The organism is Streptomyces sp. NPDC021096, from assembly GCF_040641275.1.
Classification (GTDB): domain Bacteria; phylum Actinomycetota; class Actinomycetes; order Streptomycetales; family Streptomycetaceae; genus Streptomyces.
Genome location: NZ_JBFADG010000001.1, coordinates 521,038 through 545,905 on the forward strand (window position 1 = coordinate 521,038; position 24,868 = coordinate 545,905).

A 24,868-nucleotide genomic window follows, 5' to 3' on the forward strand; every position below is an offset into this window, starting at 1 on the left:
TGTGACTGTCAGCCCGCCGGACAGATGGCGCTGGACATGCGGCAGAGATCGACGTGACGCCGACTCACCAAGGCGATTCCAGCACGGGACATGGGGGAAGCGTGGCACGGCGCTCTTCGGCCAGTCCACTGTTGTCCGTATGATGAGAAAAGCCGTCCCGAATGATGGGACGGCTTTCTGTTCCGGCGGGCCGTGCCCGCCCTGCGGCTAGCGGGCGCCGGGCCAGGGGCCGGGCACGGGAACGTCCGGCTCCTCCTCAGTCCTCGTCTCGAACACACGGAAGCCGCGCCGCTCGTAGTTGGCCACCGCGTGCGGCCCGTCCTTGCTGCAGGTGTGCAGCCAGACCCGCTTGGTGGGCTCCCGCTCCGGCCAGCGAACGGCCAGGTCCCAGGCCCGCGCCGTGCCGAACGCCAGCAGGTGCCCGCCGATGCCGCGGCCCTGGAACTGCCCCATCAGACCGAAGTAGATGATCTCGACGGCCCCCTCCGGCTGCGGGTCGAGCTCGATGTACCCGGCCGGCGTCCCGTGCTCGTACGCCACCCACGTCTCGACGCCGGGTCGCTCCAGATAGGCGCGCCACCGCTCGTACGACCACGGCAGCCGGTCCGTCCAGCTCAGGTCCCCGCCCACGGCCGTATAGAGGAAGCGGCTGAACTCCGGCGAGGGCACCTCCGCCCGTTCGATCCGGATCCCGGACGAGGTGTCCGGAACGCGGGCGGGCCGCAGGTCGGCCGGCGAGGTCTGCTCCATGGACCAGGTGGTCACGGTCGTCGTGCTGTCGCTCATGCACCGAAGCCAACCACGGCCGCCGCCCTAACCCGTTGGCAGCCCCCGCCGCGCCGCCATCACCACCGGCGCCCTGGAGGCGGGCAGCAGGTCCTCGGCCCGGGTCGGTGCCAGCAGCCGCACCTCCAGCCCGTCGGCGAAGCGGTACGGGCGGTGGCCGAGCACCCCCGCCAGCGTGCGCCGTATCCGCGACAGCTCCGCCCGCACCGTCACCGTGCGCGTCGGATCGCCGAACAGGTCCGCCGCCAGCTCCGCGGCCGTCCGCCCGGCCGGGTGCCGGGCCAGTACGTACAGCAGCTCCGCGTGGCGCGGGCTGAGCTCGTGCGACCAGTCGCCCGCCGCACCGGAGACGGTGACCGTCCAGTCGCGGGGCCGGCGCAGGTCCAGCACCAGCCGGCCCGGCGGGGCGTCCTCGCCCCGGTCCTCCTCGATCCGCACCAGCCAGCCGTCCGGCAGCGGTTCGAGCAGGCACGGTCCCAGCGACGGCAGCCACACCCGTCCCGGCCGCACGGACCGCGGCAGCACCACCCGGCCGACCGGGGCCATGCCCGTCACCGCCGCCGTCCAGCCGTCCCGGTCCACGGCCAGCGCCCGGCCGCGCAGCCGCGCCAGCATCGGCGCGGCGACCGTACGCAGCCGGTCCACGGACTCCCAGTGCCGGGCGCGCAGCTCCGCCTCGCCCACCTTGGCGACGGCGGTCACCAGCGCCAGCGTCGCCGGGTTGAACGCGGGCGCGGGCCCGCTGACGTTCAGCACCCCCAGCAGCCGCCCGTCGCGCGGATCGTGCAACGGGGCCGCCGCGCACGTCCAGGCGTGATGGGAGCGCACGAAGTGCTCGGCGGAGTGCACCTGCACCGGCCGGCGCTCCACCAGCGCCAGCCCGATGCCGTTGGTGCCCACCAGCTCCTCCGTCCAGGAGGCCCCCACCTCGAAGCCCAGCCGGTCGGCGGACCTGCGCACCCCCGAGCTGCCCTCCCGCCACAGCACCCGGCCGTCCGTGTCCGTGACGGCAATCAGGTGCCGCACGGCGTCGGCCGCCTCCAGCAGCCCCTCGCGCAACTGCGGCAACAGCTCGCCCAGCGGGGAGGCGTGGCGGCGGTGCTCCAGCTCCTCGGCCGAGATCAGCGGGACCGGCCGCCCGTTGTCCGGGTCCACGCCGTGCCGGCGCACCCGGTGCCACGACTCCCCGATGACCGGTCTGGGCCGCGCCGGGGGTCGTGAGCCGGCGAGGGCCGCCTCCCGGATGGCGGGAAGCAGCCCCGCGTCGATTGGTATGCGCTTCACGCTGCAATGGTGCCCGCCCGAAGGCGCCCCGCGCCGGGGCATCCGCGATATTGCAACGCCATGCAACCATTGCGGCCGCCCTCGCCCCGGGCGGAAGGTGACGGTGAGCGGCCGGAGGGTGGTGCCGAGTCGGCGCAGCACCACCCTCCGCGGCCTCCCACCAGCGGTGTCCGCGCTTCCGTCCGCCGGGCCGCCGGATGAATCGACCCGCCCGCGGCCGATACGGTTAGGGCGTGCAGGCAGCAAAAGAACATTCGGCCCGGCAGGTCGGCCGGCTCCACAGGGCCAGGGCCCTGTACCGAAATGTCTCCAAACGCAGGATGACGTGGCTGCTCCTGAAGGACACCGTCAACTCCTGCATGGAGTACCGCGTCACCGGCCTCGCCGCGGAGGCCGCCTTCTTCACCCTCCTGTCGCTGCCGCCCCTGCTGCTCGGCCTCCTCGGCCTGCTCCGCTACCTGGACGACTGGACGGGCACCGACACCATCGGCGCCATCCAGCAGAACATCCTCACCGCCTCCGCGGCCGTCCTGTCGGACAAGGGCACCCAGGAGATCGCCCAGCCGCTGGTGCGCGAAGTCATCAGGATCGGCCGCCCGGACGTCATCTCGGTCGGCTTCGCCGTCGCCCTGTGGTCCGGCTCCCGGGCCGTCAACGTCTTCGTCGACACCATCACGATCATGTACGGGCTGGAGGGCAAGCGCGGCATCGTCAAGACCCGGCTGCTGGCCTTCCTCCTCTACGTCGTGGCGCTCGTCGTCGGGGCGGTGGCCCTGCCGCTGATGGTGGCCGGGCCCGAGGCGGTGGTGGACATCGTGCCGTGGAGCGCCGACGTCGTGCGCTTCCTGTACTGGCCCGTCGTCATCATCCTGTCCATCGCCTTCCTCACCACCCTCTACCACGTGTCCGTGCCGGTGCGCTCGCCGTGGGAGGAGGACATCCCCGGAGCCCTCGTCGCCCTCGCGATGTGGGTGCTCGGCAGCTTCCTGCTGCGCCTCTACCTGACGCACACGGTCGAGGGCGTCACCATCTACGCCTCGCTCGCCGCGCCCGTCGCCGTGCTGCTGTGGATCGGCGTCTCGGCCTTCGCGGTGCTCGTCGGCGCCGCGGTCAACGCCGCGTTGGACCGCGTCTGGCCGTCGGTCGCCACCGCCGCCGCCCGCGCCGAGGTCGACCGCCTGCGCGAGGCCGCCGCGGCCCAGGCGGCCGCCGAACGCGCCGCGCTGGCGTTGGTGCACGAGCTCGAGGACGACCCCTTCGAGGAGCCCGAGGACGACGGCGTCATAGGCCAGGACCGCGAACCCCCCTCGGAGTTCCCCGAGCGCTGGGCCCAGTTCCTCCCCCACGAGGACGTCCGCTCCCGCCTCCACAAACCGGAACACCAGCCCAAACACGCGAAGCCGAACCGACGCGACTGACTGTCCTCAAACGCCGGACGGGCTGGAGAAATCCAGCCCGTCCGGCGTTTGAGGACAGAAAAAACCCGTGGCGACAGGGCGCCCACCGCACCTACGATCGCCGCACCAGCACAAGGTCCCCCACAGGAGGTGAGTACGCGATGACTGTCACGGCAACGGGCACGGCCCGCACTCGGAAGCACGCTCATCCCACCTCCCTCCTGAAGGACCACTGTCTTGTCCGAGTTCCCCACCGCACACCCCCTCACCGCCTACGGCTGGGACGCGGGGTTCGCTGACAGCTTCGCCCCGCACGCCGCCGACGGGCTCGTGCCCGGGCGGATCGTCCGCGTCGACCGCGGCCGCTGCGACCTCGTCGTCCCCGACGGCGACGGCGTCCGCACCGTCCTGGCCGACACCGCGCTCGTCACCACCGGCGACCCGCTGAACATCATGTGCACCGGCGACTGGGCCGCCGTCGACCCCGCCGGGCGCTACGTACGGGCGCTGCTGCCGCGCCGCACGGCCTTCGTGCGGTCCACCTCCTCCAAGCGGTCCGAGGGCCAGGTCCTCGCCGCCAACGTCGACCACGCCGTCGTCGCCGTCTCCCTGGCCGTCGAGCTCGACCTCGGCCGGATCGAGCGGTTCCTGACCCTGGCCTGGGAGAGCGGCGCCGTACCGCTCGTCGTGCTCACCAAGGCCGACCTCGTCCCCGGGCCCGACGTCCTGGGCCACCTGATCGCCGACACCGAGGCCGCGTCGCCCGGGGTCCAGGTGCTGGCGGTCAGCGCCGAGACCGGCGAAGGCGTCGACGTCCTCGCCGCGGTGCTGGCCGGCGGCACCTCCGTGCTGCTCGGCCAGTCCGGCGCCGGGAAGTCCACCCTCGCCAACGCCCTCGTCGGCGAGGACGTCCAGGCGGTGCAGGCCGCGCGCGACCGGGACGGCAAGGGGCGGCACACCACCACCACGCGCAATCTGCTGCCGCTGCCCGGCGGCGGCGTCCTCATCGACACCCCCGGCCTGCGCGGCGTGGGGCTGTGGGACGCCGAGGGCGGCGTCGCGCAGACCTTCTCCGAGATCGAGGCCCTCGCGGAGGACTGCCGCTTCCACGACTGCGGCCACGACGCCGAGCCGGGCTGCGCGGTCCTCGAAGCGGTCGCCGGCGGCGCACTGCCGCAGCGCCGCCTCGACAGCTATCGCAAGCTGCTCCGCGAGAACGCCCACATCGCGGCCCGTACCGACGCCCGGCTACGGGCGGAGATGCGCCGCGAGTGGAAGCTGAAGATCACCGCCGGACGGCACATCGCCGCCCACAAGCGGGGTGACATCCGCTAGCCGCACCCACCGGCCGCCCCACCACGGCATGGCCCTCGCCCCGGCGAGGGCCATGTCCGTTTTCCGCCAGTCCCGGCCCCGTGCGTACCGCAGACTGGAACGCATGACGGACCTCGCGAGACAGCTCGACGACTCCCGCTACCAGGCGGTGAGCAGCCGGGACGCGCGCTTCGACGGAGAGTTCTACTTCGCCGTGGCCACCACCGGCATCTACTGCCGCCCGAGCTGTCCCGCCGTGACCCCCAAGCGCGTCAACGTGCGCTTCTACCCCTCGGCGGCGGCCGCCCAGGGCGCCGGCTTCCGCGCCTGCCGCCGCTGCCGCCCCGACGCGGCCCCCGGCTCGGCCGAGTGGAACGTACGGGCCGACCTGGCCGGCCGCGCGGTGCGGCTGATCGGCGACGGCGTCGTCGACCGCGACGGCGTCGAGGGCCTCGCCGACCGCCTCGGCTACAGCTCCCGCCACGTGCACCGCAGCCTCACCGAGGAACTGGGCGCCGGCCCCGTCGCCCTCGCCCGCAGCCGGCGCGCCCACACCGCCCGGGTGCTGCTGGAGACCACCGGCCTGCCGGTCACGGAGATCGCCTTCGCGGCGGGCTTCGCCAGCGTCCGGCAGTTCAACGACACGATCCGCGAGATCTACGCCCGCACCCCCAGCGAGCTACGGGCCCGCCCCGCCCACCGCCGCACCGGCGACGGCGTGCCGGGCGGCATCCCGCTGCGGCTCGCCCACCGCGGCCCCTACGCCGCCCGCCAGGTCTTCGACTTCCTCCAGCGCCGCGCCATCACCGGCATCGAGGAGGTGCTCGGCGAGAGCGGCGCCCGCCGCTACCGCCGCACCCTGCGGCTGCCCTACGGCGCCGGCATCGCCGAGGTCCGCGAACCGCGGCCCGCCGCCTCCCGGAGCGGCGACTGGCTCGAGTGCCGGCTCCACCTCACCGACCCCCGCGACCTGTCGACGGCCGTGCAGCGCGTGCGACGGCTCTTCGACCTCGACGCGGATCCCTACGCCGTCGCCGAGCGGCTCGGCGCCGACCCCCAGCTGCGGCCCCTGGTCGCGGCCCGCCCGGGGCTGCGCTCGCCCGGCGCGGCGGACGCCGAGGAGCTGGCGGTACGGGCCGTGCTGGGCCAGCAGGTCTCGGTGGCCGCGGCCGCGCGGCTCGCCGGCACGCTGGTGGCCGCCTACGGAAAGCCGCTGGCCGCGCCGGACGGCGCCCTCACCCACGTCTTCCCCGAACCCGGCACGCTGGCCGGCGCCGCCCTCGACGAGCTGGGCATGCCGGACGCGCGCAGGCGCGCCCTGCGCACGCTCGCCGCCGCGCTGGCGGACGGCTCGGTCCGGCTCGACGCGGGCGTCGACCGGGACGCCGCCGAGCGCGAGCTGCTCGCCCTGCCGGGCATCGGCCCCTGGACGGCCGGCTACATCCGGATGCGGGCGCTCGGCGACCCGGACGTCTTCCTGCCGGGCGACGCGGGCGTACGCCACGGGCTCGCCGCGCTCGGCGCCACCGCGGGCGACGCCCGGGCCTGGCGGCCCTGGCGCTCGTACGCCCTGCACCACCTGTGGAACGCCCCCGGGCACACCCCGGACACCCCGAAGGACATCTGACATGCTCTACACCGACTTCGACAGCCCCCTCGGCCGGCTGCTCCTCACCGGCGTCCCCTCGGCCACCGCCCCCGGCGGGACGGCCATCGCCTCCCTGTCCGTACCGGGGCAGAAGAACGCCCCGACCGTGGAACCGGACTGGCGGCGCGAGTCGGCCGCGTTCGCGGAGGCACGACGGCAGATCGAGGCCTACTTCGCGGGGGACGCCCAGGACTTCACCCTCGAATACACCGTCCAGGGCACCGAGTTCCGCCGGAAGGTGTGGGACGCGCTGGACGCCGTCCCGTACGGCGCCACCACCAGCTACGGCGCGCTGGCCGCCCGCATCGGCGCACCGCGCGCCGCGGTGCGCGCCGTGGGCGGGGCGATCGGCGCCAACCCCCTGCTCGTGCTGAGGCCCTGCCACCGGGTGATCGGCGCGGACGGCTCCCTCACCGGCTACGCGGGCGGCCTGGAGCGCAAGCGGCTGCTGCTGGCGCTGGAGAACGCCCCGCTGTGAGCCGCCCGCGGCCGCGGGCGGCTCAGCCCGCGACCACCGCGCCGATCCAGGCGCCCACCACCAGCAGGCAGGCGAACAGCTCGACGAGCACGCTGGTGCCCAGCGCCCGCATCACCGTCCGCGTGGACGCCCACGCCTCGCCGCGGCCGCCCAGCCGCTGCCGTTCCATGCCGTAGATCCCGGCCAGGAAGCCCGGCACCGCACCGAGCAGCGGAACGACGAAGAAGCCGGCTATCCCGGCCGCGCCCGCCACCAGGAAGGCGCGGCGGGTGATGCCCGCGCCCTTGAGCCGGCGCGGCGGCAGCAGCCGGATCACGGCCTGGTCCAGCAACAGCACACCGGTCGCCCCGGCCAGCACGGCCCAGGCCAGGGCGGTGCCGGCGGCCGTCGACCACCACAGGATCCCGGCCCAGACGATCAGCGGTCCGGGCACGCCCGGAGTCACCACACCGAGCAGTCCGAGCAGCATCACGAGGCCGACGAGGAGCAGCTGCCAGGTCCCCATGGACCCAGGTTGCCGGAACGCGGCCGGTGGCGCCCCCGGGCGATTGTGGCCACGTGGGCCGAGACCTTTCCCCTGCCGGCGCCGGCCCGGTACGTCAGTGGCGCGTGGTCCAGCCGTGCTCGGCCGCGTGCCAGCCCAGCTGCAGCCTGGTGGTCACCCCGGCGAGCTCCATCAGCCGCTTGACCCTGCGCTGCACGGTGCGCAGGCCGAGGCCGAGCTGCTTGGCGACGCTGGCGTCGGTCAGGCCGGCCAGCAGCAGCGCCAGCACGTCGAGGTCGGTGGCGTCGGGGCCGGCCGCGGTGCCCCCACAGCCGGCGCCGGGCACGCCGGGGCGCAGCGGGCGGCCCTCGTGCCAGACGTCCTCGAAGAGGTCGACCAGGAAGTTCAGCAGCCTGCCGTCGTGGACGACGAGGGCGGCGGCCCCGTCGGTGCCGCAGGTCAGGGGCAGCAGGGCCACCCGGCGGTCGGCGATGACCAGTTCGGCGGGTATGCGGTCGACCACCCGCAGGCGCCCGCCGCGCCCGCCGTCCGGCACGAGGGCGACCGGGTGTTCGACGACGGTGCGGTGAGACACCGCGTGGGCGCCGTCGGGAACGGCGCCGCGGGGTCTCTCCGTCAACGCCCCGGGTCTGCCCGTCAACATGGCGCACACCTCGTCCACCGCGCCGAGCCGTAGTCGCAGCAGCCGACGGGCGACCGCTTCGACGCCCGTCACCACCTCCACCGGACTTCCGCCGACGGGCCGTTCCACCCGTCTTTCCCCGTGTGCCGCCTGCCGGATGGCGTCCACACCCATGGCACCGAGCATGCGCGACTCCCCTCCCCGTCCCCACAACCGCGTTGCGCCTCGGGACATCATCCCTGGGGTGGTGTTCGCCGTGCACTCTTCCCGTATGCCCCGCAGTGTGGACAATAAGGGCATGAGTCAGCAGGGGGACCATTACGCCGAACAAGAGGACGCCTGGTGGCGCGAGTTGTACGGCAGGAGTGAACCCGACACGGGAGCGGCCGCCGGCGACAGCCTCGACGAGAGATTCTCCTCCGCCTCGGCGGTGGTCGGGCCCGAACCGGTACGGCCGAGGGCCGAGCCCAAGCGGCCGCGCGTCGCCGAGCCGCCGGGCCGGCCCGACCAACGCGTGCTGCCCGGGCCGCCGTCCGCCTCTCCGTCCGGGCTCTCGCCCGCCCTCTCGCGCGGGGTGCCGCGGCAGACCAAGCGCTGGGTCGCGCCCGCCAACGGCTCCCTGCCCGTCCCCGCCGACCCGGCCGGACCGCAGCCCCCGGCCCCGCCCCCCGGCGCCGGCGCTCGTGAACCGCGCCCGTCCGTCGGCCCGGACCTGATCCCCGAGGGCCCGCCGCCCCCCGACCCCCGCACCCGGGTCTGCCCGCCGCCCCCGCCGGCGCCGGGGGCCGTCGACGTGCCGGACGCACCCCGGGCCCCGCAGGTCCCCAAGGCGTCCCCGCCCCCGCAGGCACCGGAAGGCTCCGGGATCGCCCGGGGCGGCGCACGCCAGGCCAGGGCCGCGAGGGAAGCCCGCGAGGCCGCGGAGGCCGGGGAAGCGCTCGAGATCAGGGAGGCCCGGGACGTCACCGGCTTCACCGACGTCACTGGCTTCACCGACGTCACCGGCTTCACGGACCTCACCGACCTCGCCGACTTCTCCGAGGCGGCCGGAGCCCTCGACACCGCCGAGATGTCCGAGGTCCCTCCGCCGGTCCCCCCGCACCGCACCGCACCCGCGCGCAGGAACGGAACACGGCTGCGCGCCGCCGAGTTCGTCGGCCGGCGGCCGCCCACCTACGAGGCCGAGCCGACCGCCTGGCCGCCCGCCGACCCGGGCGCGCTCGAGGACCTCGTGCCCGACACCGTGCTCGACGGCGCCCGCTACGGCGCCATGGTCCTGCGGGCCGTCTCACTGCGCGGCGACTCCGCGCGCTACCGCGGCGAGCCCCGCCGCGACGCCCTGCTCACCGCCCGCTTCGGCACGGGGGAGGACGCACTGCTCCTGGTCGCCCTGGCGAGCGGCGCCCGTGCCGCGGAGGGCGCCCACCTTGCGGCGCGCGAGGTCTGCGAGTGGATCGGCGGCGCGGTGGGGCGCAGCCACGCCCGGCTCGCCGAGGACATCCACGCGGGCCGCCGCGACGAGCTGAAGTCCGGACTGCACCGGCTCACCGACCGCACCTACGGGCGGTTGCGCGTCCGCGCGGGCGAACTGGGCCTGCGCCCGGCCGAGTACACCGCGAGCCTGCGCTGTCTGCTGCTGCCCGCCGACGTCCGCTGCCGCACCCGGGTCTTCTTCGGCGTCGGCGTGGGCGGCCTCTTCCGGCTGCGCGACGGCTCCTGGCAGGACCTGGACCCCGAGCCGCACGAACCGGAGCCGACGGGCGAGCCCGTCGTCGGCTACGGCGCCGGTGACCGCATCACCGTGGACCTGGGCATCCCCACGCCCGGCATCACCCCCGTCATAGACCCCGCCGACGTGCCCAGCGAACCCTTCCGCTTCCGGGCGTCGATCGCGCGGCCCGGTGACGCCCTGCTGCTGTGCACCGCAGGGCTCGCCGACCCCCTGCGCGGCGAGCCGGAGCTGGGCGTACGGCTCGCCGAGCGGTGGGCGCGCGAGGAGCCGCCGGGGCTCGCCGAGTACCTCGCCGACGTCCAACTGCGCGTCAAGGGCTACGCCGACGACCGCAGCGCCTGCACCGTCTGGGAGGGATGAGCCGGGCATCCGTGGGGCAAGGAGCGGCGCTCAGAACCCCGTGGCGCCGTCGATGCGCTCGCGGAGCAGGTCGGCATGGCCGGTGTGGCGGGCGTACTCGGCTATGAGCTTGACCAGGACGACCCGCAGGGAGATCGGCTTCCCGGTCGCGACGACCCGGCCCGTGGCGTCCAGCGACGGCGTGGCGGCGACGATCTCGCGGGCCCGCTCGCACTCCGCCCGCCATACCGCGAGGGCCTCGGCGGGATCGCCGTCCAGCGACGCGAAGTCCTGGTCCGGATCGTCGTCCGCGTAGTACAGAAGGGGCACGTCCTCACCTGCGAACTGCGTGCGGAACCACCAGCGTTCCACCCCGGCCAGGTGCCGGATCAGGCCGTGGAGGCTCAATCCGGAGGGCGGAACACCCTTGTCGGAGAGGCGCTCCGGGGCGACGCCTGAGCATTTGAGCGCGAAGGTCTCGCGATGCCAGTCCAGGAACGCGGTCAGGATCTCGCGCTCGCCGCCGGTCGTGGGCAGCTCGGGACGGGATCCGTCGCGCCAGCCCGGGGCGTAGTTCTCTGCCGGAATCTCGGTCATGCGGCGAGTCTCGCAGGGGGCACTGACATTCGGCGCCGCCCGCCGCCCGGCAGGCCCCTGGCAGCTATTCGCGAAGGGCACAAGAGGCGCCCCCATGCCGGTCATATAACCATGTTGATGCGTCAACAGGCGTCGATTCAGCCGGTGCGGGGCATGCATTTGCCGTGAGCCTGTTCGATGCCGGGGCGCCGGGGAGGGGTCGGGGCGGCGAAGGATGAAGCGGCGGACTGCACACTGGGTGGGCGCGGAGCGGCGCGAGGGCAGGGGAGGGTCCGCCGAGGGCATCGCTCAGGAGGCGGCGGGGGAAAGCGATCCGGTGGCCACGGCGCGGTGCTGGGAGAGACGGCTCCGGCGCAAGGAACTGACGGCCGTCGCGGAGGTGCGCTCGGGACTGCGCGAGCTGCTCGCCCGATGGGGCGGCCCCGGGCGGGCGGACACCGCCGAACTGTTGGTGAGCGAGCTGGTGACCAACGCGCTCGTGCACACCGACGGCGGAGCGGTGGTCACGGCCAGGTTCACCGGCGGCCCGGAGGCGCCCGAGAAGGGCCGGTTGCGCGTGGAGGTGCGGGACTTCCTCTCCCGGCACCCGACGCTGCGCCCGCCCCCGGCCGGCTCCGCGCGCGGCAACGGCACCGCCGGCCCTCCGGGGGCCGAGGCGACCGCCACCTCCGGGCGCGGGCTGCTGCTGGTGCACGCCCTGGCGGACGGCTGGGGCGTGCGGGCCCACGGGGTGGGCAAGGCCGTGTGGTTCGAGCTGGACGCGCAAGAGCCCTGAGCCGCCTCGTGTGCGACGGCTCAGGGCTCCTGGACGGTGGACGTCAGCCGAACTGGCGCTCGATCTGGGCCAGTTTGGCCTCCAGCGAGTCGAGTCGCGGGATGGCCTGGGTGTCGTCCTCGGCGGTGAGGTCGATGGGGTCTGGCTTGCCCACCGCCTGCAGTGGGCGGGAGCGTACCGGAAGCTGACCCGGCTCGACTATGGAGGGATCCGACCCCGCTTGCGAGCCGATCTGGGCCGGCTGCGCGGCCGACGGCATGGCGGGCCCGGTGACGTCGACCTGCCGGCCGCCGCGGGCGCGGCCCCACACGCGGTGCTGCCGGTTGTACGCCTTGATGCGGGCCCGTTCCAGCTTGCCCGCCTCCCTCCGGCGCATCCGGTGCTGTGCTTGCTGACGTTTGTCCTCGCGGACCTCCTCCACGGCTTCGTCCAGCGTGCGCACGCCCTCGAGGAGCATCAGCGACCAGGCGCCGAAGGTCTCGCGCGGCGCCCGCAGCCAGCGCACTATGCGGATCTGGGGCAGAGGGCGCGGTACGAGCCCCTGTTCGCGCAGCGCCGCCCGGCGGGTCTGCTTGAGCGCCCGGTCGAAGAGCACCGCCGCCGACAGCGACATGCCGGCGAAGAACTGCGGAGCCCCCGCGTGGTCCAGGCCCCTCGGGGCGTGCACCCAGTTGAACCAGGCGGCCGCGCCGGCGAAGGTCCACACCAGCAGCCGGGAGCCGAGCGCGGCATCGCCGTGGCTCGCCTCGCGCACCGCCAGCACCGAACAGAACATCGCGGCACCGTCGAGGCCGAAGGGCACCAGGTATTCCCAGCCGTCCGTCAGTCCCAGATTCTGCTGGCCGAATCCGACCAGGCCATGGAAGGACAGGGCCGCGGCGACCGCGGCGCAGCAGAAGAGAAGTACGTACGAGGCGCTGCCGTAAATGGCCTCCTTGCGGCGTCTGCGCTCCTCGTTGCGCTCCCAGGAGTCCGTGCCGGCCGCTGTGTCCTCCGAGCCGGATTGCCGGCCGCGCGCGTACACCGTCACCGCCACCACTGCCCCGATGAGTGCCACGGCACTGGGGAGCACCCAATTCAGCGGTATGTCGGTCACTCTCATCTTGCGTCCCTTGCGTGCAGTACGGTTTCGCGCGCCATCCTGACGGAATCGGGCCGTACGCCAAGGGGTTTCGCAGCAACTCACCGCGAATGGACGGCAAGGATATACGGAGAGCGACGATGAATTTCGAACGCCCCCCAGGCGAAAGGTCATTGAGTTCTAATCAATCCACCCTAACGGGTGGCTTAGGTGATTCACTGCGCTGACAGACGCTCGATGCGGTCGGCATCGCTGGTGCGCGGGCAGGTGGCGCAGGTGTCGTCGGGGCGCAGGGTGTAGAAGAAACAGCAGCTCGCGCGGTCGCGGGTGGGCCACGACTCGCCCCGGGGGCCGGTCAGTTCACGGAAGGCGGCGCCCCCGACGTACGGCGCCGTGGCCCCCGGCAGCAGCAGCCCCAGTTCGTGCCGTGCGCGCTCCTCCTCGCCGAGCAGCCGGCCCACGTGCCACAGGCCCTCGGCGACCTCGTCCGTCGCCATGCCCCACAGGGCCCGCGCCCCGCGCCGCATGCGCGGCCGGAAGCCCTCCAGCACGGGCGCCAGGTGTGCCGCCACCGCCGCGCGCACCTCCGCGCGCAGCACCTCGGCGTCCGCCACGGGCCGGGCTCCCGGCAGCGCCGCGGCCGGGTCGCCGGGCAGACAGGCGAACTCCCCGGTCTCGGCGGTGATCCGCCCGGTGCTCCGGTGGAACGACACGGCCCCCGCCGGCAGCCGGGGCACGCGCCGGTGCAGGAACCAGGGGAGGGTGATCAGCAGGCACGCGTGCCACGCGTAGCGGTGCAGCCCGAACGAGGCGACGACGTCGGGGCGGGCCCGCTGCCCGTAGTCGCGCAGCACCTGCGCGTCGTCCCACGCGAGGAACGCGTCGAGCTCGGCGCCGCCCGCCGCGATCCCCGCGGCGCTCACCCAGCCCTTGCCGCGCCGTGGGGGACCGGACAGCACGGTCAGCGCCGGCAGGGCCTCCTTCAGCCGGGCGTACGCGGCCGCGAAGGGGGAGGCGGCCCGGGGGCCGTACGAGAGCGGGGCAGCCGAGGCAGCGGACATGCGAGGACCACCGAATCTCGATCGTTAACAGGTAAGGCTTACCTTACCCGCGCTGCCCGGGGTTTGAACTGCTGGAGGGGCCGCCTATCGTTCCGAATGACACCAGGAGGACCCCAATGGAGCAGGGCAGACCCCACGGCACGGGAGTACGGCCGGGCATCGCCGTCCCCGCACAGGCGACGTCGTCCGCGCGGGGGGAGCACACCCACGACGAGAGCGAGTACGACTACGGCCGCGCGGCCCGGCCCGCGCGGCGGGTCCCGCAGCGGTACTCCGTGCGGGGACAGGTCCTCGACGCCCTGCGCAAGGCGCTCGTCAGCGGGGAGCTCGTGCCGGGCGAGGTCTACTCGGGCCCCGCGCTCGGCGAGCGGTTCGGGGTGTCGGCCACGCCCGTCCGCGAGGCCATGCAGCAGCTGGCCCTCGAGGGCGCGGTCGAGGTCGTCCCCAACCGCGGCTTCCGCGTCACCAGCCGCACCCCGCGCGACGTGGCCGAGCTCGCCGAGGTCCGCGCGCTCCTCGAGGTCCCCGCCCTGCTGCGGATGGCCCGGACCGTGCCGGCCGGGCGCTGGTGCGAGCTGCGGCCGCTGGCCGAGACCGCGGCCGTGGTGGCGGCGGGCGGCGACCGGGCCGCGTACGCGGAGGCGGACCGGGCCTTTCACCGGGCGCTGTTCGCCCTGGGGGGCAATCAGCAGCTGGTGCTCGTCGCCGACGAGCTGCACCGGCGGGCGCAGTGGGCTGCGCCCTGTGCCGCGAACCTTGTCGCTGACGCGGCGGAGCACTTGGCGTTGCTCGACGCATTGGCTGCGCGGGACCTCGCGGCGGTTGAGGCCCTCGCCGCGAGGCACTGCGGAGTCTGCCTCTGACCCTCCCTCTCACCGTCTCTTGTCCTCAATCGCCGGACGGGCTGGATTTTCCGCCGGTTCCGGGCAACAAATCAGCCCGTCTGGGGGCACCTCCCAGCGGTAGCTGGGGGAGATTGAGGACCGGGGTCCGGGGCGGAGCCCCGGGTCAGGGCAGGCGCTTCGCCAGCCAGGCCGGGACGCCGCCCAGGAGGCGGACCAGGCGGCGGGCCTCCGCGCGCAGGCGGGCCGCCTCCTCGGCGTCCGGCAGGACCGCCGCCAGCGAGGCCAGCGCCGGGGCGATCCCGACCAGATAGCCCAGCTCCTCCCGGATGCGCAGCGACTCGGCGAAGCCGTGCCGTGCCTCGGCGAGCTCGCCGTCGTGCTCGGCCATCGCCGCCACGTGCCGCCAGGTGAACGAGAGCAGCAGCTGGTGGCCCTGGGCCGTGGCGCCCGTGTGCGCCCGCTGGAAGGCGGCGGTCGCGTCGGAGGGGTTGTCGGAGAGGTGCTGGGCGATCAGGCCCCGCCGGAAGTCCAGCAGCGGCCGCGTCGGTGAGCGCGGCGTGAGCAGGGCCGCCGCGCGGCCCAGGGCGGACCGTGCCTCGTCGGCCCGGTCGCGTACGCCCAAAAGAGTGGCCGCGTACGCGAGGTGACCGCGTTCGCAGGCCGCCGCGCCGCGTTCCTCGTCGTCCGTGGCCAGGGCTTCTGCCGACCGGAGGGAATCCTCGGCGGCCGCCCAGCCCTCGGAGGTGAACATGCACCGTTCGACGAGGATCGCCGTGCGGTGCAGCGCCGGACCGGCCTCGGTCGCCGCGCGCGGGGCGAGCAGCGCGGCCGCGTCGTCCCAGCAGGCCCGCGAACGCAGCCGCCACACGGCGCGGACGAGCGGATCTTCCCCCAGCGGATCCAGTGGTTTCCGTGGTCCCGGTGGCTCCGACAACCCAGAATTCCGCATGGCGGTGTCCGCCACAGTGCCCTCCCCAAGCGCGCCGTCGAGCTGGAAGCCTGCTCCGATCACAGCACGAAGGCACGGGCGCGGCCAAGGGCCAGGTGTGAACCAATTCACAAACCCGGGGGCCCGTACGCCAAAAGGGTGGCCGCCGAGGCGCCCCGCGACTCGTGGTGACGGGCGCAGGCTACCCAAGATCGAACCGCTCCATGAGCGGCGATCCGGGGCCCGCGGTGCGCGCGCGGCGGCCTGATATCCCGTCAGCTCATGCGCAGCGCCAGGAAGAAGTCCAGCTTGTCCTCCAGGCGGGACAGGTCGCGCCCGGTCAGCTGCTCGATGCGGCCCACGCGGTACCGCAGCGTGTTCACGTGCAGATGCAGCCGGGTCGCACAGCGCGTCCAGGAGCCGTCGCAGTCCAGGAAGGCCTCCAGCGTCGGGATCAGCTCCGCGCGGTGCCGGCGGTCGTAGTCGCGCAGGGGGTCCAGGAGGCGGGCGGTGAAGGCGCGCCGGACGTCGTCGGGGACGAAGGGCAGCAGCAGGACGTGCGAGGCCAGCTCCTGGTGGCCCGCCGCGCAGACCCGGCCCGGCCGGGCGGCGGCCACGCGGCGTGCGTGCCGGGCCTCCTCCAGGGCGCCGCGCAGGCCCTCGGCCGAGTGGACGGCGGCGCTGACGCCGAAGGTCAGGCGCCCGTCGTCGGCGAGGCCCTGGGCCAGCGGGTCGCGGACGGCCGCGAGGAGCGTGTCGGCGTGCAGGCTCGGCACGGCCGGCTCCTCGGCCCCGGTGAGCACGGCCGGCAGCGGCACGAGCGCCACGGCCTCGTCGCCCGTATGGGCGACGGCGATGCGGTCGGAGGGCTCGGGCCCGGACGCGTCCGGGTCGACCAGCACCTCCTCCAGCAGCGCCTGGGCCACCGGGCCGCCGGGGATGTCGCCGCCCTCCCACTCGACGCGCGCCACGACGACCTGCCAGTGCGGGGCCGTGCCCAGCCCGGGCAGCAGCACGGGCGCGGCCACCCGCAGCCGGGCCGCGATCTCGGCGGGCGCGGCACCCGCCTGGACCAGTTCGAGGACCTCCTGGGCGAGCCGGCGCCGCACCGTACGGGCCGCGTCCCGGCGGTCCCGCTCGACGGCGATCAGCTGGGTGACGCCGTGCAGCAGGTCGAGCCGCTCCTCGGGCCAGTCCCCGGCGTCCGCCTCGACGGCCAGCAGCCAGTCCGACAGCACCGTCTCGCGCACGTCCCGGGCGGACGCGGCGCGGCCGCTGCTGCGAATGGGGAACAGGGAGTACGTGCTGCCGGCCGCCGTCACCCGGTGCGGGCCGCGCCGGCCCGTGCGCGCGGCGGCCAGGTGCTCGCCCGCCAGGGCGGCGCCGACGGCGGCGGGCAGGCCGGGCCCGGAGTCCGCCAGCGAGGAGCCGGCGATCTGCCGGCCGGTGGGGGACAGCACCCAGGCGCGCAGGTCCAGGTCGGAGCCGAGCAGGTCCAGCACGACCTCCGGGCCGCCGCCCGCCGGGCCGCCCGTCATCAGGCGGCGGTGCCGGTCCACGACGGCCGCCAGGTCGCCCGCCCGCTCGCTGGAGACCTGCCGCACGACGTGCTCGGTGATGGAGGCGAAGGAGACCTTCTCGTTCACCGAGAACAGCGGCATCCGGTGCCGGGCGCAGGCCTCGATCAGGTCGTCGGGCGTCGAGGCGATCTCCGCCTCGCCCGCGGCGAGCCCGGCCACGCCCGCGGCCGTCAGGATGCGGACGAACCGCTCGGAGTCCTCCGGCTCCCGCCGCCACGCGAGCCCGGTGAGCACCAGCTCCCCGCCGGAGAGATAGCGGCTGGGGTCGCGCAGGTCGGTGGTCATCACGCCGCGGACGGTGCGGTCCAGCTCTTCCTCGCCGCCGAGCAGCCGAAGGCCCAGGGCATCGGTCTCCAGCAGTGCGCGCAGCCGCATCGTCGTCGCCGCCGATCTGTCTTCTTGTAACCAGTGGAATGCAGTGAGGTTTCTGAACCCCGTCTTTCGTTCGAATCTACAAGACAGGGGCCCTGGCCAGCCAACCGCTTCATGTTTTCGGTGACTGCACCGGCGGGTCCGTACGTCGCTCTACTGGGCCCACGCCGCGAGAAACCGTCCCGGAACAGCCATGAACGACCCCGCCGCAGCCCCCCTCGAGAAGAGACATTTCATGGACTTCCTGCGCCCCGCCAGCTGGGAGGAGGCTCTGGCCGCGAAGGCCGAGCACCCCACGGCCGTGCCCATAGCGGGCGGCACGGACGTGATGGTCGAGATCAACTTCGACCACCGCCGGCCGGAGTACCTGCTGGACCTCAACCGCATCGGCGAACTCCACACGTGGCAGACCGGCGAGCACCACGTCCGCCTGGGCGCCGCCGTCCCGTACACCCGCATCCTCGAGGACCTGCGCACCGAGCTGCCCGGCCTCGCGCTGGCCGCCCACACCGTCGGCTCCCCGCAGATCCGCAACCGCGGCAGCGTCGGCGGCAACCTCGGCGCCGCCTCCCCGGCCGGGGACAGCCACCCGGCGCTGCTGGCGGCGGGCGCCGAGGTGGAGGCCGCCTCGGTGCGCGGCACCCGCATGATCCCGGTCGAGGAGTTCTACACCGGCGTCAAGCGCAACGCGCTCGCGCCCGACGAGCTGATCAGGGCCGTGCACATCCGCAAGGCCACCGGACCGCAGCAGTTCTCCAAGGTCGGCACCCGCAACGCCATGGTCATCGCCGTGTGCGCCTTCGGCATCGCCCTGCACCCCGGAAGCCGCGCCGTGCGCACCGGCATCGGCTCGGCCGCGCCCACGCCCGTACGGGCCCGTGTGGCGGAGGAGTTCCTGGCCGCCGCGCTGGAGGAGGACCGTCTGTGGGACTCCGGCCGGCCCATCGCGCCGGCCACGGCCGGGGAGTTCGGCCGGCTGGCGGCCGGCGCCTGCAGTCCCATCGACGACGTGCGCGGCAGCGCCGCCTACCGCAGGCGCGCCGTCGCCGTCATGGCCCGCCGCACGCTGGGCTGGGTCTGGGACGCCTACCGGGGAAGCGAAGGGAGGGGAGCACTGTGCGCGTGAACTTCACCGTCAACGGCCGGTCCCAGGAGGTCGACGACGTATGGGAGGGCGAGAGCCTGCTGTACGTCCTGCGCGAGCGCGTCGGCCTGCCGGGCTCGAAGAACGCCTGCGAACAGGGCGAGTGCGGCTCCTGCACCGTCCGCCTCGACGGCGTCCCGGTCTGCGCGTGCCTGGTGGCCGCCGGCCAGGCCGAGGGCCGTGAGGTGGTCACCGTCGAGGGCCTCGCCGCTCGCGCCGGGGCCCCCGAGGGGCAACTCGCCCCGGTCCAGCAGGCGTTCGTCGACGCCGGCGCCGTCCAGTGCGGCTTCTGCACCCCCGGCCTCCTGGTCGCCACCGACGAGCTGCTGGAGCGCAATCCCGGCCCCTCCGACGCCGACATCCGCGAGGCCCTCTCGGGCAACCTGTGCCGATGTACGGGCTACGAGAAGATCCTCGACGCCGTGCGCCTGGCCGCCGCCCGCGCAGAGGCGGCCCGGTCATGAACGAGGTGACGCGCACCCCCACCGCCCTCACCCAGGGCAGCCGCACCCCGGGCGGCATCGGCGAGTCCACCCCGCGCCCGGACGGCACCCTCAAGGTCACCGGCGAGTTCGCCTACGCCTCCGACCTGTGGCACAAGGACATGCTGTGGGGCTTCACCCTCCGCAGCCCCCACGCCCACGCGCGGATCCGCTCCGTCGATGTCTCCGCCGCCCTCGCCACGGCGGGCGTCCACGCCGTCATGACGCACGACGACCTCCCCGCCGCGACCCGCTACGGGCTGGAGATCCAGGACACCCCCGTCCTCGCCGACGGCGTCGTCCGCCACCACGGCGAACCGGTGGCCCTCGTCGCCGCCGACCACCCCGAGACCGCCCGCCGCGCCGCCGCCAAGATCAAGGTCGACTACGAGCAACTGCCCGTCGTCACCGACGAGGAGAGCGCCACCGCCCCCGGCGCCCCGGTCCTCCACCCCGGCCGCACGGACGACCACGCCCCCCACGTCCCGCACCCCAACATCGTCCACCGCCAGCCCGTCGTCCGCGGCGACGCGGCCGCCGCCCGGGCCCGCGCGGACGTCGTCGTCAGCGGCGAGTACACGATGGGCATGCAGGACCAGGCCTTCCTCGGCCCCGAGTCGGGCCTGGCCGTCCCCGCCGAGGACGGCGGCGTCGACCTCTACATCGCCACCCAGTGGCTCCACGCCGACCTGCGCCAGATCGCGCCCGTCCTCGGCCTGCCCGAGGACAAGGTCCGCATGACCCTCTCCGGCGTCGGCGGCGCCTTCGGCGGCCGCGAGGACCTCTCCATGCAGGCCCACGCCTGCCTGCTCGCCCTGCGCACCGGCCGGCCCGTGAAGATCGTCTACAACCGCTTCGAGTCCTTCTTCGGGCACGTCCACCGCCACCCCGCCCGCCTGCGCTACGAACACGGCGCCACCCGCGACGGCAAGCTCACCCACATGACGTGCCGCATCGTGCTGGACGGCGGCGCCTACGCCTCCTCCTCCCCGGCCGTCGTCGGCAACGCCGCCTCGCTCTCCGCCGGCCCCTACGTCATCGACGACGTCGACATCGAGGCGGTCGCGCTCTACACCAACAACCCGCCCTGCGGGGCGATGCGCGGCTTCGGCGCCGTCCAGGCGTGCTTCGCCTACGAGGCGCAGATGGACAAGCTGGCCGCCGCGCTGGGGATGGACCCGGTGGAGTTCCGCCGCCTCAACGCCATGTCGCAGGGCTCTACCATGCCCACCGGCCAGGTCGTCGACTCGCCCGCGCCCGTCGCCGAACTCCTGCGCCGCGTCAAGGCGATGCCGCTGCCGCCGCAGCGGCAGTGGGAGAGCGCCGGCGGCGCCCCCGACATCCGCGCACTGCCGGGCGGGCTGTCCAACACCACCCACGGCGAGGGCGTGGTCCGGGGCGTCGGCTACGCGGTCGGCATCAAGAACGTCGGCTTCTCGGAGGGCTTCGACGACTACTCCACCGCCCGCGTCCGGCTGGAGGCGGTGGCCGGCGAGCCCGTCGCCACCGTCCACACCGCCATGGCGGAGGTCGGCCAGGGCGGCGTCACCGTGCACGCCCAGATCGCCCGCACCGAACTGGGCGTCGCCCGCGTCACCATCCACCCTGCCGACACCCGCGTCGGCTCCGCCGGCTCCACCTCCGCCTCCCGCCAGACCTACGTCACCGGCGGCGCCGTCAAGAACGCCTGCGAGGCCGTGCGGGAGCGGGTGCTGGAGCTGGGGCGGGCCAAGTTCGGCACGTACCACCCGGCGTGGGCGTCGGCCGAACTCCTGCTGGAGGGCGGCAAGGTCGTCACCGACGGCGGCGAGGTCCTCGCCGAGCTCGCGGACGTCCTCGAGGACGGCTGCGTCGACATCGAGCGGGAGTGGCGGCACCGCCCCACCGAGCCCTTCGACCTGCGCACCGGCCAGGGCTTCGGGCACGTCCAGTACTCCTTCGCCGCCCACCGCGCGGTCGTCGAGGTCGACACCGAGCTGGGCCTGGTCAAGGTCGTCGAGCTGGCCTGCGCCCAGGACGTCGGCAAGGCCCTCAACCCGCTGTCCGTCGTCGGCCAGATCCAGGGCGGCAGCACCCAGGGCCTGGGCCTCGCGGTCATGGAGGAGATCGTGGTCGACCCGGCCACCGCGAAGGTCCGCAACCCCTCCTTCACCGACTACCTGATCCCCACCATCCTCGACACCCCCGCCCTCCCCGTCGACGTGCTCGAACTCGCCGACGACCACGCCCCGTACGGCCTGCGCGGCGTCGGCGAGGCGCCCACGCTCTCCTCGACACCCGCCGTCGTCGCGGCCGTCCGCCAGGCCACGGGCCTGGCCCTGGACCGCGTCCCGGTCCGCCCGGAACACCTCACGGGCACCTGACCCCCGCGGCGCCGTCATCCGTTTCGTCTCGGGCCGTCCCCCGGGTCGTGCAGCCCCCCACCGGACCTGGAGCAGGCACCATGACCCACGCACCCGCCCGGCACCCCACGGCGGCGGGCTCGCGCCCGCCCGCCGGACGGTCCCGGCTCGACCGCTACTTCCACATCACCGAACGGGGGTCGACGCTCGCGCGCGAAGTGCGCGGCGGCATCACCACCTTCATGGCGATGAGCTACATCCTGCTGCTCAACCCGCTGATCCTCTCCGGCCCCGACGCGGCGCACCACACCCTCGGCCGGGCCGGGCTGATCACTGCCACCGCCTGCGCCGCGGCGGCCTGCACGCTGCTGATGGGACTGGTCGGCAAGGTGCCGCTGGCGCTGGCGGCCGGGCTGGGCGTCTCGGGGGTGGTCTCGACCCAGGTCGCACCCCATATGACATGGCCCCAGGCGATGGGCATGTGTGTGATCTACGGTGTGGTGATCATGCTGTTGGTGCTCACCGGTCTGCGCGAGCGCGTCATGAACGCCATTCCCCTGGCGCTCAAGCACGCCATCACCATGGGCATCGGCATGTTCATCGCCCTGATCGGCCTGGTGAAGGCCGGCTTCGTGCACGCCTCCAAGGCCGGCGGCCCGGTCACGCTGGGACCGGCCGGCGAGCTGGCCGGCTGGCCCGTGCTGCTCTTCTGTGTGACGCTGCTGCTGATCTTCATGCTGCAGGCGCGCGAGGTGCCCGGGGCGATCCTCATCGGCATCGTCGCGGGCACCGTGCTCGCGGTCGTCGTCAACGCCGTCGCCGGCCCGGACCCCCGCACCTGGCAGAACGGCGCCCCCGAACTGAAGGGCGGCGTCGTCTCCATGCCCGACTTCTCGCTCTTCGGGAAGGTGGAGTTCGGCGGCTGGGGCGCGGTGGGCGGAGTGACCGTCGGCATGATCGTCTTCACGCTGGTGCTGGCCGGCTTCTTCGACGCCATGGCCACCATCATCGGCGTGGGCACCGAGGCCGGCCTCGCCGACGAGCGGGGCCGGATGCCCGGACTGAGCAGGGCCCTGCTCGTCGACGGCGCCGGCGGCGCGATCGGCGGTGCGACGGGGGCCTCGGGGCAGACGGTCTTCATCGAGTCCGCGACGGGGGTGGGCGAGGGCGCCCGCACCGGACTGTCCTCCGTCGTCACCGGGCTGTTCTTCGCCGCGTGCCTGTTCTTCACCCCGCTCACCCGCATCGTCCCCGGCGAGATCGCGGCGGCGGCCCTGGTCGTGATCGGCGCCATGATGATGAGCCACGCCCGGCACATCGACTGGACGGACCGCGCGGTCGCGATCCCGGTCTTCCTCACCGTGGTGTTGATGCCGTTCACTTATTCGATCACCGTGGGAGTCGGCGGCGGCGTCATCGCCTACACGGCCATCAAGGCCGGGCAGGGCAGATGGCGCGAGCCGGGCGCCTTCATGTGGCTCCTGAGCGTGGTCTTCGCGGGCTACTTCGCCCTGCACCCCATCGAGCACTGGCTCGGCGTGAAGTGACATGAGACCGAGGAGAGTAGGGCCGCTGTGCTGGACATCGCCGGGGAACTGCACCGCTGGTGCGCGGAAGGACGCGACTTCGCGGTGGCCACCGTCGTAGCCGTGCGGGGCAGCGCGCCCCGGCAGCCGGGCGCGGCGCTGGCCGTCGACGCGGACGGCACGGCGGTCGGCTCGGTCTCCGGAGGGTGCGTGGAAGGCGCGGTGTACGAACTGTGCCGGCAGGCCCTCGCGAGCGGCGAGCCGGCGCTGGAGCGCTTCGGCTACTCCGACGAGGACGCCTTCGCGGCCGGTCTGACGTGCGGCGGCGTCATCGACGTCCTGGTGGTGCCGGTACGGGCCGGGGCGCCCCAACGCCCCGTGCTGGCCGCCGCGTCGGCCGCCGCCGCCCGGGGGGAGGCCGCCGCGCTCGCCCGCGTGGTGTCCGGGCCGCCCGGCACCCCGGGCCGCGCCCTGCTCGTACGGGCCGACGGCACCGTCACCGGCGGCCTCGGCGGCGGCGCGGCCCTGGACCGCTCGGCGGCGGCCGAGGCGGCCGCCCTGCTGGACGCGGGCCGCACCGCCACCGTGGAGATCGGGGCGGACGGCGCGCGGTGCGGGGAGCCGGTGGTGCTGCTGGTCGAGTGCAGCGTGCCGCCGCCCCGCATGATCGTCTTCGGGGCGATCGACTTCGCCGCCGCGCTGGTGCGGGCCGGCTCGTTCCTCGGCTACCACGTCACGGTCTGCGACGCCCGGCCCGTCTTCGCCACCGCCGCCCGCTTCCCCGCGGCCGACGCGGTGGTCGTGGACTGGCCGCACCGCTACCTCGACTCCCAGGTCCTCGACGCCCGCACCGTCCTGTGCGTGCTGACCCACGACGCCAAGTTCGACGTGCCGCTGCTGACCCGGGCCCTGGCCCTGCCGGTGGCCTACGTCGGGGCGATGGGCTCGCGCCGCACGCACGAGGACCGGCTGGCCCGTCTGCGGGAGGAGGGGGTGACCGAGGAGCAACTGGCCCGGCTGCGCTCCCCGATCGGCCTCGACCTCGGGGCCCGGACGCCGGAGGAGACGGCCCTGTCCATCGCCGCCGAGATCGTCGCGGTCCGCCGCGGCGGCTCGGGCCGGCCGCTCGCGGCGGTACGGACGCCGATCCATCACGGGGTGGGGGCGGGGCTGGTGGGGGCCAGGGTGTGACGCGATGGCCGTTGTTCCTGGGACCGGGGCCACTTAGCGTGGCGGCATGTACCGAAGAGACCTCTCCCGACCCGTGCGGGCGGCGCTGACCGCCGCCACGGCCCTTGTGCTCTGCGTGGGCTGCACGAGCGCGTCGGAGACGACGACGAACGCCCGCGAGGAGGCCACGTCGCCGGCGGCGAAGGAGGCCCGGGCCGCGGGCGGGAAGGAGAGCACGGAGACCGCCGGGGCCCTCAAGCGGCAGGCACCGGGCCTGACCCCCTACCGGGAGGTCGAGCGGGACCTGTGCGAGGCGGGCGAGGACGAATCGTTCAACCACAGCCGTGACACGTACCGCTTCCGGTGCGTCCGTACGCTCCTGCTGTACTTCGGGGCGGACGGCACCGTAGAGGACCGGATCAAGGAGGTCGACGCGGCCGTCAAGGACGTCGTGCGGAAGCGCACCGGCGCCGCGCCGCGCACGGACCAGCCGACCGAGACGGCGGAGGCGGCCCTGCGCTTCTACGCGAGCGGCGGGGAGGGTTCGGCGCCGACGCTGGTCTACCGCTGGTCGTCGGCCGGGGGCGGCGCGCAGAACACGTTCACGGCACGGGTGGACTGGGAGGACCCGCTCAGGGACAAGCACGGCTTCACCCTGTCGGACCCGCAGAACCGGCTCTGCGACACGAGCGGCGGCGGGTCCCGCGAGCAGCGCACGGCGGTGCAGAAGTGCCAGGCCGTGGACCAGAAGGCCGACGTGGCGAAGATCCGTGAGCGGCACCGCGCCGCGTTCCGGGTGACCCTCGAGGACAACTACTACGAACTCGGCTGGTAACAGCACGGTGGGGCAGGCGCGAGTG

At 74.4% G+C, this 24,868-nt stretch carries 23 protein-coding genes; 13 read left to right on the forward strand and 10 right to left on the reverse strand.

Annotation, left to right across the window (positions count from 1 at the left end; all coding sequences use genetic code 11):
* Window positions 1-8: 8 nt before the first annotated feature.
* The 3 genes from AB0G59_RS02430 to AB0G59_RS02440 form a co-directional block, all read right to left on the reverse strand.
* Entirely contained in the window at window positions 9-92 is an 84-nt protein-coding gene (locus AB0G59_RS02430; RefSeq protein WP_360907560.1) for a putative leader peptide, read from the reverse strand.
* Between the two features lie 115 nt (window positions 93-207).
* Window positions 208-786: a GNAT family N-acetyltransferase gene (locus tag AB0G59_RS02435; RefSeq protein WP_360907120.1), complete on the reverse strand. Its 579-nt coding sequence runs from the start codon at window positions 784-786 to the stop codon at window positions 208-210.
* 27 nt (window positions 787-813) lie between these two features.
* Window positions 814-2,070 (reverse strand): GAF domain-containing protein, encoded by a 1,257-nt coding sequence (locus tag AB0G59_RS02440; protein WP_360907122.1) that lies wholly within the window; start codon window positions 2,068-2,070, stop codon window positions 814-816.
* Window positions 2,071-2,303: 233 nt separating this feature from the next.
* Between AB0G59_RS02440 and AB0G59_RS02445 the strand changes: the two genes are divergently transcribed.
* The 4 genes from AB0G59_RS02445 (at window position 2,304) to AB0G59_RS02460 (ending at window position 6,907) form a co-directional block, all read left to right on the forward strand.
* Complete coding sequence (locus AB0G59_RS02445) at window positions 2,304-3,488, forward strand: YihY/virulence factor BrkB family protein (RefSeq protein ID WP_360907124.1); 1,185 nt, start codon at window positions 2,304-2,306, stop codon at window positions 3,486-3,488.
* A 216-nt stretch (window positions 3,489-3,704) separates the two neighbouring features.
* On the forward strand, window positions 3,705-4,802 hold the full coding sequence (rsgA, locus tag AB0G59_RS02450) for a ribosome small subunit-dependent GTPase A (RefSeq protein ID WP_360907126.1): 1,098 nt from the start codon (window positions 3,705-3,707) through the stop codon (window positions 4,800-4,802).
* Window positions 4,803-4,905: 103 nt separating this feature from the next.
* Complete coding sequence (locus AB0G59_RS02455; RefSeq protein ID WP_360907128.1) at window positions 4,906-6,408, forward strand: AlkA N-terminal domain-containing protein; 1,503 nt, start codon at window positions 4,906-4,908, stop codon at window positions 6,406-6,408.
* A 1-nt stretch (window position 6,409) separates the two neighbouring features.
* The gene (locus AB0G59_RS02460) at window positions 6,410-6,907 is read left to right on the forward strand and encodes a methylated-DNA--[protein]-cysteine S-methyltransferase (RefSeq protein WP_360907130.1); all 498 of its coding nucleotides are present in this window, start codon (window positions 6,410-6,412) and stop codon (window positions 6,905-6,907) included.
* A gap of 22 nt (window positions 6,908-6,929) precedes the next feature.
* On the opposite strand, the gene AB0G59_RS02465 is transcribed toward AB0G59_RS02460, so the two are convergent.
* The gene (locus tag AB0G59_RS02465) at window positions 6,930-7,412 is read right to left on the reverse strand and encodes a DUF456 domain-containing protein (protein ID WP_360907132.1); all 483 of its coding nucleotides are present in this window, start codon (window positions 7,410-7,412) and stop codon (window positions 6,930-6,932) included.
* Window positions 7,413-7,506: 94 nt separating this feature from the next.
* Window positions 7,507-8,220, reverse strand: a complete 714-nt coding sequence (locus AB0G59_RS02470) for a winged helix-turn-helix transcriptional regulator (protein ID WP_360907134.1) — start codon at window positions 8,218-8,220, stop codon at window positions 7,507-7,509.
* A gap of 112 nt (window positions 8,221-8,332) precedes the next feature.
* On the opposite strand from AB0G59_RS02470, the gene AB0G59_RS02475 reads away from it, so the two are divergent.
* Entirely contained in the window at window positions 8,333-10,126 is a 1,794-nt protein-coding gene (locus tag AB0G59_RS02475) for a protein phosphatase 2C domain-containing protein (protein WP_360907136.1), read from the forward strand.
* 30 nt (window positions 10,127-10,156) lie between these two features.
* On the opposite strand, the gene AB0G59_RS02480 is transcribed toward AB0G59_RS02475, so the two are convergent.
* Window positions 10,157-10,702, reverse strand: coding sequence for a DinB family protein (locus tag AB0G59_RS02480; RefSeq protein ID WP_360907138.1), 546 nt, complete (start codon window positions 10,700-10,702; stop codon window positions 10,157-10,159).
* Between the two features lie 214 nt (window positions 10,703-10,916).
* Here AB0G59_RS02480 and AB0G59_RS02485 point away from each other — a divergent pair, with 214 nt between their 5' ends.
* Window positions 10,917-11,477: an ATP-binding protein gene (locus AB0G59_RS02485; protein WP_360907140.1), complete on the forward strand. Its 561-nt coding sequence runs from the start codon at window positions 10,917-10,919 to the stop codon at window positions 11,475-11,477.
* 43 nt (window positions 11,478-11,520) lie between these two features.
* Here the strand turns inward: AB0G59_RS02485 and AB0G59_RS02490 are convergent, their stop codons facing one another.
* Together AB0G59_RS02490 and AB0G59_RS02495 are read right to left on the reverse strand one after the other, a co-directional pair.
* The gene (locus AB0G59_RS02490; protein WP_071963020.1) at window positions 11,521-12,579 is read right to left on the reverse strand and encodes a DUF2637 domain-containing protein; all 1,059 of its coding nucleotides are present in this window, start codon (window positions 12,577-12,579) and stop codon (window positions 11,521-11,523) included.
* A 194-nt stretch (window positions 12,580-12,773) separates the two neighbouring features.
* On the reverse strand, window positions 12,774-13,619 hold the full coding sequence (locus AB0G59_RS02495) for a (2Fe-2S)-binding protein (RefSeq protein ID WP_360907142.1): 846 nt from the start codon (window positions 13,617-13,619) through the stop codon (window positions 12,774-12,776).
* 116 nt (window positions 13,620-13,735) lie between these two features.
* On the opposite strand from AB0G59_RS02495, the gene AB0G59_RS02500 reads away from it, so the two are divergent.
* Window positions 13,736-14,482 (forward strand): GntR family transcriptional regulator, encoded by a 747-nt coding sequence (locus AB0G59_RS02500; RefSeq protein ID WP_360907144.1) that lies wholly within the window; start codon window positions 13,736-13,738, stop codon window positions 14,480-14,482.
* Window positions 14,483-14,627: 145 nt separating this feature from the next.
* On the opposite strand, the gene AB0G59_RS02505 is transcribed toward AB0G59_RS02500, so the two are convergent.
* Together AB0G59_RS02505 and AB0G59_RS02510 are read right to left on the reverse strand one after the other, a co-directional pair.
* A complete protein-coding gene (locus tag AB0G59_RS02505) occupies window positions 14,628-15,332 on the reverse strand; it encodes a hypothetical protein (protein ID WP_360907146.1) in 705 nt (234 codons plus the stop codon).
* Between the two features lie 335 nt (window positions 15,333-15,667).
* Window positions 15,668-17,347 (reverse strand): PucR family transcriptional regulator ligand-binding domain-containing protein, encoded by a 1,680-nt coding sequence (locus AB0G59_RS02510; protein WP_360907148.1) that lies wholly within the window; start codon window positions 17,345-17,347, stop codon window positions 15,668-15,670.
* 232 nt (window positions 17,348-17,579) lie between these two features.
* Here AB0G59_RS02510 and AB0G59_RS02515 point away from each other — a divergent pair, with 232 nt between their 5' ends.
* The 6 genes from AB0G59_RS02515 (at window position 17,580) to AB0G59_RS02540 (ending at window position 24,843) form a co-directional block, all read left to right on the forward strand.
* Window positions 17,580-18,470 carry an FAD binding domain-containing protein gene (locus tag AB0G59_RS02515; protein ID WP_360907562.1) on the forward strand — a complete coding sequence of 297 codons (891 nt, stop codon included), beginning with the start codon at window positions 17,580-17,582 and terminating at the stop codon, window positions 18,468-18,470.
* On the forward strand, window positions 18,461-18,952 hold the full coding sequence (locus AB0G59_RS02520; RefSeq protein ID WP_360907150.1) for a (2Fe-2S)-binding protein: 492 nt from the start codon (window positions 18,461-18,463) through the stop codon (window positions 18,950-18,952). Before AB0G59_RS02515 ends, AB0G59_RS02520 begins: the two co-directional genes overlap by 10 nt.
* The gene (pucD, locus tag AB0G59_RS02525) at window positions 18,949-21,333 is read left to right on the forward strand and encodes a xanthine dehydrogenase subunit D (protein WP_360907152.1); all 2,385 of its coding nucleotides are present in this window, start codon (window positions 18,949-18,951) and stop codon (window positions 21,331-21,333) included. The genes AB0G59_RS02520 and pucD overlap by 4 nt, the downstream gene beginning before the upstream one ends.
* An 80-nt stretch (window positions 21,334-21,413) precedes the next feature.
* Window positions 21,414-22,859, forward strand: a complete 1,446-nt coding sequence (locus AB0G59_RS02530) for an NCS2 family permease (RefSeq protein ID WP_360907154.1) — start codon at window positions 21,414-21,416, stop codon at window positions 22,857-22,859.
* Window positions 22,860-22,886: 27 nt separating this feature from the next.
* Window positions 22,887-24,029 (forward strand): XdhC/CoxI family protein, encoded by a 1,143-nt coding sequence (locus AB0G59_RS02535; RefSeq protein ID WP_360907156.1) that lies wholly within the window; start codon window positions 22,887-22,889, stop codon window positions 24,027-24,029.
* Window positions 24,030-24,075: 46 nt separating this feature from the next.
* Window positions 24,076-24,843, forward strand: coding sequence for a hypothetical protein (locus tag AB0G59_RS02540; RefSeq protein WP_360907158.1), 768 nt, complete (start codon window positions 24,076-24,078; stop codon window positions 24,841-24,843).
* Window positions 24,844-24,868 lie beyond the last annotated feature (25 nt).